The sequence below is a fragment of the Rhizobium sp. GR12 genome, assembly GCF_036596185.1.
GTDB classification, from domain to species: Bacteria; Pseudomonadota; Alphaproteobacteria; order Rhizobiales; family Rhizobiaceae; genus Agrobacterium; species Agrobacterium nepotum.
This window is the reverse complement of sequence record NZ_JASXTH010000008.1, coordinates 38,113-51,477: the sequence shown is the minus strand read 5'-3', so window position 1 is coordinate 51,477 and position 13,365 is coordinate 38,113. Positions and strand designations below refer to the sequence as shown.

At 60.7% G+C, this 13,365-nt stretch carries 11 protein-coding genes; 6 read left to right on the top strand and 5 right to left on the bottom strand.

Translation table 11 applies throughout. From position 1 onward, the window contains the following. Window positions 1-90: 90 nt before the first annotated feature. Together QSK43_RS15185 and QSK43_RS15180 are read left to right on the top strand one after the other, a co-directional pair. Complete coding sequence (locus QSK43_RS15185; protein ID WP_332304128.1) at window positions 91-1,143, top strand: sugar phosphate isomerase/epimerase family protein; 1,053 nt, start codon at window positions 91-93, stop codon at window positions 1,141-1,143. 71 nt (window positions 1,144-1,214) lie between these two features. Continuing rightward, a complete protein-coding gene (locus tag QSK43_RS15180) occupies window positions 1,215-2,402 on the top strand; it encodes a Gfo/Idh/MocA family protein (RefSeq protein ID WP_332304127.1) in 1,188 nt (395 codons plus the stop codon). 91 nt (window positions 2,403-2,493) lie between these two features. On the opposite strand, the gene QSK43_RS15175 is transcribed toward QSK43_RS15180, so the two are convergent. The 3 genes from QSK43_RS15175 to QSK43_RS15165 form a co-directional block, all read right to left on the bottom strand. Further along, the gene (locus tag QSK43_RS15175) at window positions 2,494-2,742 is read right to left on the bottom strand and encodes a hypothetical protein (RefSeq protein ID WP_332304126.1); all 249 of its coding nucleotides are present in this window, start codon (window positions 2,740-2,742) and stop codon (window positions 2,494-2,496) included. 118 nt (window positions 2,743-2,860) lie between these two features. Beyond that, window positions 2,861-4,132: a glycerate kinase type-2 family protein gene (locus tag QSK43_RS15170; RefSeq protein WP_332304125.1), complete on the bottom strand. Its 1,272-nt coding sequence runs from the start codon at window positions 4,130-4,132 to the stop codon at window positions 2,861-2,863. 4 nt (window positions 4,133-4,136) lie between these two features. Beyond that, a complete protein-coding gene (locus tag QSK43_RS15165) occupies window positions 4,137-4,490 on the bottom strand; it encodes a DUF1304 domain-containing protein (RefSeq protein WP_332304124.1) in 354 nt (117 codons plus the stop codon). A 231-nt stretch (window positions 4,491-4,721) separates the two neighbouring features. On the opposite strand from QSK43_RS15165, the gene QSK43_RS15160 reads away from it, so the two are divergent. From QSK43_RS15160 to QSK43_RS15150, 3 genes are read left to right on the top strand one after another with little or no spacing between them, the layout of a single operon-like run. Further along, entirely contained in the window at window positions 4,722-5,486 is a 765-nt protein-coding gene (locus QSK43_RS15160; RefSeq protein ID WP_332304123.1) for an ImuA family protein, read from the top strand. Beyond that, complete coding sequence (locus tag QSK43_RS15155; RefSeq protein WP_332304122.1) at window positions 5,401-6,918, top strand: Y-family DNA polymerase; 1,518 nt, start codon at window positions 5,401-5,403, stop codon at window positions 6,916-6,918. The genes QSK43_RS15160 and QSK43_RS15155 overlap by 86 nt, the downstream gene beginning before the upstream one ends. Next, entirely contained in the window at window positions 6,915-10,193 is a 3,279-nt protein-coding gene (locus QSK43_RS15150; RefSeq protein WP_332304121.1) for an error-prone DNA polymerase, read from the top strand. The genes QSK43_RS15155 and QSK43_RS15150 overlap by 4 nt, the downstream gene beginning before the upstream one ends. A gap of 12 nt (window positions 10,194-10,205) precedes the next feature. On the opposite strand, the gene QSK43_RS15145 is transcribed toward QSK43_RS15150, so the two are convergent. After that, window positions 10,206-11,144 (bottom strand): AraC family transcriptional regulator, encoded by a 939-nt coding sequence (locus QSK43_RS15145; RefSeq protein WP_332304120.1) that lies wholly within the window; start codon window positions 11,142-11,144, stop codon window positions 10,206-10,208. 181 nt (window positions 11,145-11,325) lie between these two features. Here QSK43_RS15145 and QSK43_RS15140 point away from each other — a divergent pair, with 181 nt between their 5' ends. Next, window positions 11,326-12,543, top strand: coding sequence for an MFS transporter (locus QSK43_RS15140; RefSeq protein WP_045021921.1), 1,218 nt, complete (start codon window positions 11,326-11,328; stop codon window positions 12,541-12,543). A gap of 81 nt (window positions 12,544-12,624) precedes the next feature. On the opposite strand, the gene QSK43_RS15135 is transcribed toward QSK43_RS15140, so the two are convergent. Beyond that, the gene (locus QSK43_RS15135; protein ID WP_332304119.1) at window positions 12,625-13,359 is read right to left on the bottom strand and encodes a FadR/GntR family transcriptional regulator; all 735 of its coding nucleotides are present in this window, start codon (window positions 13,357-13,359) and stop codon (window positions 12,625-12,627) included. Window positions 13,360-13,365: the final 6 nt, after the last annotated feature.

The following is a 13,365-nucleotide window of genomic DNA, read 5'->3' as shown; positions in this document are numbered from 1 at the left end:
CTTGTATGAAAACGACGAGCGGTTAGCTTGGCAAATTGGGAGCCAAAGCGGTTTTACCGCTCAACTGTATCGATACAGGAGGATATTTTTATGAAGACGATCAAGGGACCGGGTCTTTTTCTCGGTCAGTTTGCAGGGGATGCGGCGCCTTTTAATACATGGGACGGCATCACCAAATGGGCGGCGGAAAAAGGGTATGCCGGCGTGCAGGTGCCCACCTGGGCCGGACAGTTGATCGATCTGAAAAAGGCCGCCGAATCCAAGGATTATTGCGACGAGTTCGCCGGCGTCGCGCGCCAGAACGGCGTCGAGGTGACCGAGCTTTCCACCCATTTGCAGGGCCAGCTGGTTGCCGTTCACCCGGCCTATGACGAAGCTTTCGACGGTTTTGCTGCACCCGAAGTGCGCGGCAATCCGAAGGCGCGGCAGCAATGGGCAGTGGAGCAGGTGAAGCTTGCGCTGAAAGCCTCGAGAAATCTCGGCATCAACGCACATGCGACCTTTTCGGGCGCGCTCGCCTGGCCTTTCATTTATCCCTGGCCGCAGCGCCCGGCCGGTCTGGTGGAGACTGCTTTCGACGAACTGGCAAAACGCTGGACGCCGATCCTCGATTACGCCGATGAGCAGGGTGTCGATGTCTGCTACGAAATTCATCCGGGCGAAGATCTGCACGATGGCGTGACTTTCGAGATGTTCCTGGAGCGGGTGAAGAACCATCCGCGCGCCAACATGCTCTACGACCCGTCGCATTACGTGCTGCAATGCCTCGATTATCTCGACAATATCGACATCTACAAAGACCGCATCAAGATGTTCCACGTCAAGGACGCGGAGTTTAACCCGACCGGTCGCCAGGGTGTTTATGGCGGTTATCAGGGTTGGGTCAACCGTGCGGGCCGCTTCCGCTCGCTGGGTGACGGGCAGGTGGATTTCGGTGCCGTCTTCTCGAAAATGGCGGCCAATGATTTCGATGGCTGGGCCGTGGTCGAGTGGGAATGCGCGCTGAAACATCCTGAAGACGGCGCCCGGGAAGGGGCCGAGTTCGTCAAACACCATATCATCCGCGTCACGGAAAAAGCCTTCGATGATTTTGCATCAAGCGGCACCGACGACGCGGCCAACCGCCGTATGCTTGGGCTTTGAAAGCATTTCCAGAAAAAATGTGAAGCGGTTTTCCCTCAGGAAATGCGCTTAGAAAATGCTGAGGAGACATTATGGCTATTGAAGGAAAGACAACCGACAAGGCGAACACGCGGATTCGTCTGGGCATGGTCGGTGGCGGTTCGGGTGCATTTATCGGTGGCGTTCACCGCATGGCGGCGCGGCTCGACAACCGCTTCGATCTCGTGGCCGGGGCTTTGTCCTCGACACCGGAAAAATCCCTCGCCTCCGGCCGTGAGCTCGGGCTTGATCCAGAGCGTTGCTACGGCTCGTTCGAAGAGATGGCCGAGAAGGAAGCGCTGCGCGAGGATGGTATCGAGGCGGTGGCGATCGTCACGCCCAATCATGTGCATTATCCAGCGGCGAAGGCGTTTCTGGAACGTGGCATCCATGTCATCTGCGACAAGCCGCTGACCTCCAATCTGGAGGATGCCAAAAAGCTGAAGGACGTGGCGGACAAGGCCGATGCGCTGTTCATCCTCACCCACAACTACACCGGTTATCCGATGGTGCGGCATGCGCGCGAACTGGTGGAAACCGGCGCGCTTGGGACTATCCGTCTGGTGCAGATGGAATATCCGCAGGACTGGCTGACGGAAGCGGTGGAACAGACCGGCGCGAAACAGGCCGTCTGGCGCACCGATCCGGCACAATCCGGCGTTGGTGGCTCCACCGGCGATATCGGCACCCACGCCTATAATCTCGGTTGCTTCATTTCAGGTCTGGAAGCGGATGAGCTGGCGGCGGATGTGCACACCTTCGTCGAAGGCCGTCGTCTCGACGACAATGCGCATGTGATGCTGCGCTTCAAGGCCAGGGATGCCAAGCAAGCAGCCAAGGGGCTGCTCTGGTGCAGTCAGGTTGCCGTCGGTCATGAAAACGGGCTGAAGGTCCGCGTTTACGGCGACAAGGCCGGCATCGAGTGGACGCAGGCCGATCCAAACTATCTCTGGTTCACGAAGCTTGGCGAGCCGAAGCAGCTCATCACCCGCGGCGGCGCCGGGGCAGGGGCCGCAGCTGCACGCGTCACCCGCATTCCATCGGGCCATCCGGAAGGATATCTCGAAGCTTTCGCGACCATCTATACCGAAGCCGCCCATGCCATCGAGGCTCGCCGCACCGGTTCTGCGCTGGACAAGGCGGTCATCTATCCGACCGTCGATGACGGCGTCAAAGGCGTTGCCTTCGTTACGGCGTGCATCGAATCGGGCAAGAAGAATGGCGGCTGGGTAAAGCTGTAAGACTGGACATGGCGTCGCGGCGCATTTCTTCTCCCCGGCGGGGGAGAAGAAACAAGCTGCACGCCCGGTCTGACACCACCTGACGATGTGATCAGTTGACGCGTGTCGACTGCGCCTGCGCCCGTTCTGTCACGGGGCAACCGTCCTGGATTTTGGTCCAGGACGAGACGTTGAGCTTCATCTCGCAACGCGCGAGATAGGAGCCGCCATCGACCTTCAGGCAGGATGTCTGGCCGAGTTGGAACATGACACCGCGATTTCGGCATTTGCAGTTGTGGGCATCCGCCAAAGTAGGGATCAGTGCCATGACCAGGCCAAATATGAGCACTCCAAGACGCATGGCTGAGGCTCCAAAAGATATGCCATCAGATTATACCTGTCTGACGGTATAGTCAAAATGGCCTCTCCTCATTGAGGCGCACACCGCACAGTCCTGGTCGGTTCGAACCCTCCCGCTTTCACCCGATCAAGATCGCCCTGATATCATTTACATTCGTCAGAGTCGGCCCCGTTACCACAAGGTCTCCGGCTGCCCTGAATGCGGTATAGCTGTCGTGGCTCACAAGCGACTGACGCGGGTCGACACCGGCATTGCGCATGCGGATAAGCGTATCCGGCGTCACCAATGCACCGGCCGCATCCTCCACGCCGTCTATGCCGTCGCTATCGCCGGCAATGGCCCAGATGCCATCTGCACCCTTCAGCGTCAGCGCAAGGCTCAGCAGGAATTCCGTGTTGCGCCCGCCCTTGCCGGCTGGTCCCTTGCCGATCGTCACCGTGGTTTCGCCACCGGAAAGCAGCACTGCCGGGCCTTTGATTGGCAGACCCTTGCAGCTGGTGGATAGTGCGATACCGGCCATCACCGCGCCGACGTCCCTGGATTCGCCTTCCAGCGCATCCCCGAGGATGAGCGGTGTAAGGCCGAGCTTCACCGCCTCGTCCGCCGCCGCCTGCAAGGCGAGCGAAGGGGCCGCGATCAATCTGATATCTTCCTCGATATCGCCTGCCTTCGGGGTTTCCTCACCCTTTTCCAGTACCTTGCGCACGTTTTCAGGAAGATCGAGCCCGTAGCGGGAGACGATTTCACGCACGCCGTCGATGTCGCTTGGATCGGCAACCGTCGGGCCGGAAGCAATTTCGGAGGGGTCGTCACCCGGCACGTCGGAAATCAGCAGTGAAACCACTCTGGCCGGTTTTGCGGCGAGTGCCAGCCGCCCGCCCTTGATGCGGGAGAGATGCTTGCGCACGGCGTTCATCTCCGAAATCGTAGCACCACTGGCAAGAAGGGCGCGGTTGACGGCCATCTTGTCCGCAAGCGTCATGCCTTCAGCGGGCGCGACCATCAGTGCCGAACCGCCGCCGGAAATCAGCGCGATTACCATGTCGTCGGCGGTCAATCCCTGAACGGCGGCAAGAATGCGTCTTGCCGCTTCCGCGCTCATGTCGTCGGGCACGGGGTGCGAGGCCTCGATAATCTCGATGCGTCCGGCCGGAACGGCATGGCCATAACGCGTTACCACGACACCGGAGAGATCGACATCCGCCCAGGCCTTGTCGAGTGCTGCTGCCATGGCGGCCGAGGCCTTGCCGGCGCCGACCACCACGCATCTGCCCTTGGGCGGCGAGGGGAGATGGTGTTTCAGCACCTTTGCGGGATCGGCGCTCGCGACGGCGGCCATGAAAATCCGGTTGAGGGCATCTTTGGCGCGGTGGTCGTTCCATGCGGTCATAAGTTCATACTCCGATCCAGAGCAAGCCGAGCGCAAACAATGCCGGCAAAGCCTGAATGAACAGGATTTTCATATTGGCGGTGATGGCGCCGAAAATGCCGGCCACGAGGACGCAGGTGAGGAAAAAGACCTTGAAGCTCAGGCCCGCATCGCCTTGCACCAGCCCGTAGATCAGCCCGGCCGCGAGAAAGCCGTTATAAAGCCCCTGATTGGCGGCAAGAACCTTCGTCTGCCTGGCGAAATCCGCCGAAAGGCCGAAGGCCTTGCGTCCCGCCGGCTTTTCCCACAGCAGCATTTCCAGAATAACGATGTAGATATGAATAGCCGCAACCACGGCAATCAGAATGCTGGCGATCATGGGCGGCTTTCCTCCAAAAACCCTGAGGTCCTTGTACGGCGGTTTCGTAAAAACACGAGGCGGCATAGGACAATTCCGTTTTAACGGCGGTACGCATGGCTGCAAGGCCATAATCCCGCTCTTCCCGTGCAAACTGTTGAAGAGCGGCACGGCATTGCTTGACTCTTTGTTGAATTAAGAACAAAACAAGAACAATAGAATTGAAAATCTGGAATTGAAACCTGTCATGCCATGCAAAAGCGCGCGGAACAGTTGCTCGTTGTCGAAGAACTGCGTGAAAGGCTGGAAAGGATCGGTGGCGGGCCTGCCCGCCTGTACGAGGCCTTGCCTTTCGGCGTGGATGCCATCGACCATCATTTGCCGGGAGGCGGGCTGAAGCTCGGCAGTCTGCATGAGGTGAGCGGCGGCGGCAATGGCGCTGCCGATGGCGCAGCGGCTGCTCTTTTTGCGGCAGGCGTCGCGGCGCGGCTGTCCGGCAAGGTCTTGTGGTGCGTCACCCGGCGGGATCTGTTCATGCCGGGACTGGCGCAGGCAGGCCTGTCGCAGAACCGTGTGATCATTGTCGAATGCCGCGATGAAAAAGGCGTGCTCGACTGTTTCGAGGAGGGGCTGCGCTGCAACGGTTTCGGTGCGGTGATGGGTGAGCTTGCGAAGTTGCCGATGAATGCCTCGCGGCGGCTGCAACTGGCGGCGGAAACTTCCGGTGTGACAGGCATCGCCATCCGCCGCTTCCGGCGCCCGGCCGATGCGGCGCTGTTCGGCGAGCCGACGGCGGCCGTCACGCGCTGGCGTGTCTCCGTCCGGCCTTCCTCAGCCCTGCCGGTGCCGGGGGTGGGCAGGCCGCGCTGGTTTCTGGAGCTTCTGCGGTGTCGCGGCGGCGAAAGTGCTGAATTTGAAGTGGAAGCCTGTGATGCAAAGGGTCGTCTCGCTTTACCTGCCGACATGGCCGACGGATCGCTACCGGCGTCTTTCGGGGCAGAACGCGCCGCCGGTTGAAAAACCGCTGGTCATGATCGGCCGTCAGGGCAGCCGCCGTCTGGTGCTGGCGCTCGACAAGGCGGCAAGGGCGGCGGGCATCCGGCCCGGCACGCCCGTCAGCAAGGCGCAGGCGCTGGTGCCGGGTCTCGTCGTCGAAAATCTCGATGAGGCGGCGGATGCCCGCGCCCTGCAACAGCTCGCCTTTCATTTCCTGCGTATCTATGCCCCCATCGTCGCCGCCGATCCGCCGGACGGGCTGGTGCTGGACACTGCGGGCGCAGATCATCTGCACGGCAATGAAACGTTGATGCTGAGCGGCATGGTCAACCGCTTGCACGCCGCAGGTTTTGCCGCCCGTGCCGCCATTGCCGATAGCTGGGGTGCCGCCCATGCGCTCGCCCGTTTCGGCCGTGAAGAAATCAACATCGTGCCGCCGGGTGGCCAGCGCTGGGCGATCAGCGGGCTGCCGCTTTCGGCATTGCGACTGGAGGAACGCACGGTTTCGGCGTTGAAGGTGCTGGGTTTTCGCACAATAGGCGAACTTGCCGAGGCTCCGCGTGCGCCGCTTACCCTGCGTTTCGGCCCGGAAGTGGTCAGGCGTCTGGCGCAGGCCTTCGGCGAGACCGGTGAGCCCATCGAGCCGGTGCGCATCGCCGAACTGGTGGAGGTGCGCCGCGCGTTTCCAGAACCGATCGCGGCGGCCGAGACAATTGCCCGCTATATGCAAAAGCTGGTTGCGGGGCTTTGCGCAGCACTGGAAAAGCGCGGCCTCGGCGCCCGCCGTGTCGATCTGGTGCTGCACCGGGTGGATAGCGGCTTGCAGGCGATACGGGCCGGCACCTCCAGACCGGTGCGCGACGTTAAACAGCTTGTTCGGCTCCTGACCGACCGTATCGACACCATCGATCCCGGTTTCGGCATCGAGATAATGGTGCTGACCGCGACCCATGCGGAGCCGCTTGTGGCCGCGCAGGCGCGTTCCTCGCTTCTGGATGAAGACCGTGCTGAGATTGCCGATACGGTCGATGTCATCCTCAATCGCGGCCACAGGGTCTATCGTTACGCGGCGGTGGCAAGCGACGTGCCGGAGCGCTCCGTTGCCCGCGTTGCAGCGCAGGCATCAGAGGATACGCTCGGCTGGCCCGGTCATTGGCCACGTCCGGTGCGGCTTTTCGCAAGGCCGGAACCCATAGAGACGCTGGCGCTTTTACCGGATCATCCGCCACGTTATTTCATCTGGAAAGGCGTGCGCCATAATGTTCGCCGCGCCGACGGGCCGGAACGGGTTTTCGGCGAATGGTGGAAGCGAGACCGGGAAAAGGCCGCCGTACGCGATTATTTCATGGTGGAAAATGAAAGCGGCGAACGCTTCTGGATTTTCCGCTCCGGTGACGGAGAACATGCGGAAACCGGCTCCCAGGGCTGGTTCATCCACGGAGTGTTTGCATGAGCGCCCCCCGTTATGCCGAACTTCAGGTGACCACGCATTTCTCCTTCCTGCGCGGTGCCAGCTCCTGCGACGAACTGTTCGAACAGGCAAAAAATCTCGGCATCGAGGCGCTGGGCATTGTGGATCGCAACAGCCTTGCGGCCATTCCCCGTGCTTACGAGGCTGCCAATAATCATGGCATCCGGCTCGTCATCGGTTGCCGGCTCGATCTGGATGATGACCTTTCCGTGCTGGTCTACCCCATGGATCGTCCGGCTTACGGGCGGCTTTGCCGGCTGCTTTCCGTCGGCAAGAAAAGGGGTGGCAAGGGCAAGTGCCGGCTGACATGGGACGATCTCGTCACCTATGGCGAAGGCCTGATCGTGGTGCTGCTCGCCGATCTTGCGGACGACATCTGCGCCCTGCGCCTGCGCCGATTGAGGGCGGCTTTTGCGGATCGTGCCTATATGGCGCTCAGCCTGCGCCGACGCCCCAACGACCAGATGCGGCTTTTCGAATTGTCGAACATGGCTGAAGCCGCTGATGTGCCGACGGTGGTCACCAATGACGTGCTGTTTCATGTGCCGGAGCGGCGCATGCTGCAGGATGTCGTTACCTGCATCCGGCACAATTGCACCATCGACGAGGCGGGTTTCCGGCGCGAGCGGCATGCCGACCGCTACATGAAACCGCCGGAAGAAATGCATCGGCTGTTTGCCCGTTATCCGGAAGCTTTGGCGCGCAGCCTCGAAATCACCAAACGCTGCACCTTTTCGCTGAAGGAACTGGTCTATCAATATCCCGAAGAGCGCACTCAACCGGGGCTGACGGCGCAGCAGGCGCTGGAAAAGCTGGTCTGGGAGGCGGTGCCGGGGCGTTATCCGCATGGTTTGCCGGAGAAGGTAGAAAAGGCGCTGCATCATGAGTTGGATGTTGTCGGCAGGTTGGAATATGCTCCCTATTTTCTGACGGTGAATACCATCGTCCGTTATGCGCGCTCACAAGATATTCTATGTCAGGGACGTGGCTCAGCCGCCAATTCGGTTATCTGTTTTGTGCTTGGCATCACCGCCATCGATCCTGCCCTTTTCAGCAATCTCGTCTTTGAGCGTTTTGTCTCCGAGAACCGGGGAGAACCACCGGATATCGACGTGGATTTCGAACATCAGCGGCGCGAGGAAGTCATTCAATGGGTTTATGACACCTACGGTAGGGACAAAGCCGCGCTCTGTTCTGTCGTCACCCGTTATCGCGGGCGCGGGGCGCTGCGTGATGTCGGCAAGGTTCTGGGCCTCCCGGAAGATTTGACCAAACTTCTGTCCTCGCAGGTCTGGCGCTGGAGCGAGGGGGTGGATGAAAAACAGGTAAAGGAACTGAACCTCAATATGGAGGATCGCCGTCTGAAACTCGCTTTCGAACTGGCCAACCAGCTTGTCGGCACGCCGCGCCACCACAGCCAGCATCCGGGCGGTTTCGTTCTGACCCATGACCGGCTGGACGAACTGGTGCCGATCGAGCCCGCCGCCATGGACGACCGACAGATCATCGAATGGGACAAGGACGATATCGATATCGTGAAGTTCATGAAAATGGATTGTCTAGCTCTCGGCATGCTCTCCTGCATGAAACGCGGCTTCGATATGCTGGAGGCACGCACGGGAGAGAAATATGATCTCGCCGCTATGCCGCCGGATGACGGGCCTACCTATGCCATGATTCAGAAGGCCGATACGCTGGGCACTTTCCAGATCGAAAGCCGGGCGCAGATGTCGATGTTGCCGCGCTTGAAGCCGCAGGAATTTTACGATCTCGTCATTCAAGTCGCCATCGTTCGTCCCGGCCCCATTCAGGGCGATATGGTGCATCCTTATCTACGACGTCGACAGGGAAAAGAGCCGGTTCATTTTCCGAAAAAAGAACTTGAAAGCGTCTTGGGAAAGACGATGGGTGTTCCGCTGTTTCAGGAGCAGGCCATGCGGATTGCCATGGATTGTGCCGGTTTCACCCCGGATGAGGCTGACCAGTTGCGCCGAGCCATGGCGACATTCAAGAATGTCGGCACCATTTCCAAGTTTAGGGAAAAACTGGTCAAGGGCATGGTGGAGCGCGGTTATGAGCAAGAATTCGCCGAACGCATCTTCAAGCAGCTGGAAGGTTTCGGCAGCTATGGTTTTCCCGAAAGCCATGCGGCCTCCTTCGCGCTGATCGCTTATGCCTCTTCATGGCTGAAGTGCCATCACCCCGATATTTTCTGCGTGGCGCTTCTCAATTCGCAGCCCATGGGTTTTTACGCCCCGGCGCAGATCGTGCGCGATGCGCGCGATCATGGCGTGGAGGTGCGCCCGGTCTGCATCAACAAAAGCCGCTTCGATTGCACGCTGGAACCCACGGGCAAAAAAGATGACAAGGGCGACGAGCGTTTTGCCGTGCGGCTCGGCATGTGCATGGTGAAGGGCCTCTCCAACGATCACGCCGCAAAAATCGTCGCCTGCCGGCAGGATCGCGATTTCGTCTCCGTGGATGATCTCTGGCGAAGGGCGGGCGTTCCGGCCTCAGCGCTGGTGTGTCTCGCCGAAGCCGATGCTTTTCTGCCCTCGCTCTCGCTTTCCAGACGCGAGGCGCTGTGGGCCATCAAGGCGTTACGGGATGAGCCGCTGCCGCTTTTTGCCGCCGCCGCCAGCCGGGAAAATGCCACGGTGGCCGAACTCGACGAGCCTTCCGTCGCGCTGCGCCCCATGACTGACGGTGGCGAGGTGGTGCAGGATTACGGCCATGTGGGACTGACCCTGCGCGAGCACCCCATGTCCTTCCTGCGACGCGATCTTTCCCGCCGTCGTATTCTGACCTGCGCGGAGGCGGTGCGTGCTCGTGATGGAACCTGGCTGGAAACGGCGGGTCTGGTGCTGGTGCGCCAGCGTCCCGGCTCGGCAAAGGGCGTGATTTTCATGACGCTGGAGGACGAGACGGGCATTGCCAATGCGGTCCTGTGGGTCAAGACCTTTGAAAAATACCGCCGCGTGGTGTTGTCCGCTGGCATGGTCGGCATTTACGGCAAGATCCAGCGGGAAGGCGAAGTAGTGCATCTGGTCGCCCACCGGTTGACCGATCTGTCAGAGGCACTGGCAAGCGTCGGCGAGCGTAACCGCGCCTTTCCCCTGCCGCATGGACGTGGCGACGATTTCCGCCACGGGGCTCCACCGGAAGACCGTCGCGACATGAAAAAGCAACCGCCGCCTGCTGTCCATGATGACGATGAGGTGGAGCGGATAAAGGTTATTTCCCGCAATTTCCACTGAGAGGCATTCCCCCTATGCCGCATCCTCCAGCCCGGCCATCTCCCTCTTGCGGAACTGGCTGGGTGGCGCGCCGATCACGCGTTTGAAGGCCCGGCTGAACGAGGCTTCGGAATCATAGCCGAGTTTTTCCGCCGCCAGCGTCACGCGCATACCCTCGCGCAGCCACAGTCGTGCCTGATGCATGCGAATGCGCACCACATAACGGGCCGGGCTTTCGCCCACCACACGGGTGAAACGTTCCGCGAAACTCGAGCGGGATGCACCCATCAGGGAGGCAAGCTCCTCCACGCTCCAGTCTTTCTCGGGGGTAAGATGGATCGCAGCCAGCACCCGCCCGAGTTCGGGATTGCGCACGGCGGCAAGCCAGCCGCTGGAATCGCCACAGCCATGTTCCACCCAGGTGCGGATCAGCGTCGCCGTCAGCACGTCGGCAAGCCGTGCCAGAATGCCGCCAGCACCAACGCGGTTCAGTTCCACCTCGCGGGCCATGGCCTCCAGCAGATGCGGAATGGCCGGGTCGCTTTTGGCCAGATCGCTGGTCAGCATCACATCCGGCATCAGTTGCAACAGCGGGTGCAGATTATCCATGTTGAAACGCATGGACGCGGTAAACGCCAACGTGTCGCCGTCCGCACCGGCGCATTCCATGTCGAAAATGCCCTGACACACTTCCTTCTTGCCAAACCGGTCGAAGAGGGCCGGTGTCACATCCTCGCCGCTGCCCAGCACATGGGCATGGCCGCGGGGCAGAAGTACCGCATCGCCGCATGTCAGCGTCAACCATTCCCCGGAAGGTTTGCGCAGTTTCGCCTGTCCGACGCCGATGAAATGAAACCGCGCCGCCTCCTGTTCGGGAAAGGCCGTGGCCCAAGGGGTCGCCATGCGGCAGCGGCCGTATTCCACGCCGTCAAGCCGCAAACCGCGCAGCATTTCCGTCAGGGCATCGTTCATGGCATCTCGCAAATTCGGACGTTTAGTTAAGGAATATAGATTTTCTAGCATGGAAACGCCGACCTGTCACGCGTAGCTTGCAGGTATCGATTTGGAGGTGACGAACCGGGCTCCCACCAGCTTCGTCGCTTTGTGATTCCGTTTCAGGGTGCATTCTCAGAATGCGCATCAGGAGATTTTCGTGAACAACCGGACAATCAACGAACTTGAATATGTGCCGCGCACCAAGGAACCGGATGCGAAATGGGCCGCTGTGGTTTCGCTTTCGCTCGGCGTCTTCGGGCTGGTAACGGCGGAATTTCTGCCGGTCAGCCTTCTGACGCCGTTGTCGGCCGATCTTTCCATCAGCTCCGGTCTTGCCGGGCAATCCATCACCGTTACTGCGCTGGTCGCAGCGGTTGCCGGTCCCGGCGTTGTCATCGGCACGCGCAGTATCGATCGCCGCTGGACCCTGCTCGGTCTGACTACGCTGCTGATCATCTCCAGTGCTCTTGCCGCCTTTGCCAACGGTCTTTTCATGTTGTTCGCATCGCGCGTTCTGCTCGGCATCGGCCTTGGCGGTTTCTGGGCCATGTCGGCGGCGCTGGCGTTGAGGCTCGTGCCGCTCGATAAGATGCCGCGCGCCATGGCCATCATCCTCACCGGGGTTTCGGTCGCCACCGTCTGCGCGGCACCTGTCGGAGCGTGGCTTGGGGCTACTCTCGGCTGGCGGTCGGCCTTCGTCGTTGCCGGTGTGCTCGGCGTCCTCGCACTGCTCGTGCAATTGCTGACCATTCCTTCGCTGCCGCCCGCCGGTGCGCCCGGTCTTTCCACCATGTTCCGGCTGTTGCAGCGGCCACAGGTCAGGATCGGTCTTCTGACGACGCTGCTGATCGTCGCGGGGCACTTTGCCGGTTTCACCTATGTCCGTCCGTTTCTGGAAAACGTGCCGCAGCTTGGCGTCGAGGCGATCTCGCTTGTTCTTCTGGTCTACGGTATCGGCGGTTTCTTCGGCAATCTCTTCGGCGGTTTCCTAGCCGAGAAAAACACGGCATGGGCGGTGACATTCGCCGCTACGCTGATTGCCGCATCCGCTTCTGTTCTGGTGATTGCGGGTGCATCTCCCGTCGTTGCGGGCGTTGCCATCGCTTCATGGGGTTTCGCCTTCGGTGCACTTCCGGTCAGCGTGCAGAGCTTCATCACAAGGGTTGCCTCTGACGAGGCCGAAAGCGCTGGCGCGCTGTTGCTCACCACCTTCCAGATCGCCATCTCCAGCGGTGCTATTCTGGGCGGGTTGCTGATCGACCTTCATGGCGCAACCATGGTCTTCGTCTTCGTGGCGATCGCGGCCCTCCTCGGCGCATCGCTCATGGCGTCGCGCCGTGGCGTGGTGCCGCAGGTTGAAGCGTCGCAGGGGTAGGATATTTGCCAAGAGAAAAAGGGCCCGCATTCGTGCGGGCCTGAACTTATGGTGAAAGAAGAAACCTTTATCTTTTCACCTTCAGGGCGTCTTGATTGCCTTCCGCGTCCGGTCCTTGCCGACCTCGATCACATGGCGCATGGCCTTGACGGCGGCTTCGGCATCACGCGCGGCGATGGCGTGCACGATGCGTAGGTGGTTGGCGGCGATCTCGGCGATGGTTCCGGGCGACGAGGCCGGGGACGAAAGCTGGAAGGAGATGGCAAGTGCTGCTTCGATCAGGCCGCTCGCCGAACGCATGAACGGGTTGCCGGACATATGCGCTACGGCAAGGTGGAATTCGAGGTCGACCTTGGCGATGGTTTCCGGCGTATGCTGCGGATTGTCGAACTTGGCGACGATGACGTAAAGGGAGACGATATCGTCATTCGTCGCCTGCAAGGCGGCCGCTGCAGCCGCCGCCGGCTCGAGCGCGAGGCGGATTTCCGCCAGATGCGTGACGAATTCCTGGTCTATTCCGGCTTCGCAGCGCCAGCCCAGCACATCCGGGTCGAAGAAATTCCAGCTCGAACGGTCAAGAACGCGGGTGCCGACCTTGGCCTTGGGTTCAACCAGCCGCTTGGCCGCCAGCGTCTTCATCGTCTCGCGCAGCACGGTGCGCGAAACCCCGAAACGGAGAGAAAGCTCGGCGTCATTGGGTAGCAGGGAACCTTCCGCAATCCTGCCCGAGACGATGGCGCTGCCGAGTTCGGCCACCACATGCGCGTGGCTGTTCCGGCGTTTTCGTCCGCTTATCGTCGTTTCGAGCAACCCCAATAAAGC

Excerpts from the sequence above, each read along its gene's own strand:
- QSK43_RS15170 (WP_332304125.1), bottom strand. The coding sequence starts at position 4,132 with ATGACCGCATGGAACGACCACCGCGCCAAAGATGCCCTCAACCGGATT.
- QSK43_RS15155 (WP_332304122.1), top strand. The coding sequence starts at position 5,401 with ATGCAAAGGGTCGTCTCGCTTTACCTGCCGACATGGCCGACGGATCGC.
- QSK43_RS15150 (WP_332304121.1), top strand. The coding sequence starts at position 6,915 with ATGAGCGCCCCCCGTTATGCCGAACTTCAGGTGACCACGCATTTCTCC.
- QSK43_RS15180 (WP_332304127.1), top strand. The coding sequence starts at position 1,215 with ATGGCTATTGAAGGAAAGACAACCGACAAGGCGAACACGCGGATTCGT.
- QSK43_RS15185 (WP_332304128.1), top strand. The coding sequence starts at position 91 with ATGAAGACGATCAAGGGACCGGGTCTTTTTCTCGGTCAGTTTGCAGGG.
- QSK43_RS15145 (WP_332304120.1), bottom strand. The coding sequence starts at position 11,144 with ATGAACGATGCCCTGACGGAAATGCTGCGCGGTTTGCGGCTTGACGGC.
- QSK43_RS15165 (WP_332304124.1), bottom strand. The coding sequence starts at position 4,490 with ATGATCGCCAGCATTCTGATTGCCGTGGTTGCGGCTATTCATATCTAC.
- QSK43_RS15175 (WP_332304126.1), bottom strand. The coding sequence starts at position 2,742 with ATGCGTCTTGGAGTGCTCATATTTGGCCTGGTCATGGCACTGATCCCT.
- QSK43_RS15160 (WP_332304123.1), top strand. The coding sequence starts at position 4,722 with ATGCAAAAGCGCGCGGAACAGTTGCTCGTTGTCGAAGAACTGCGTGAA.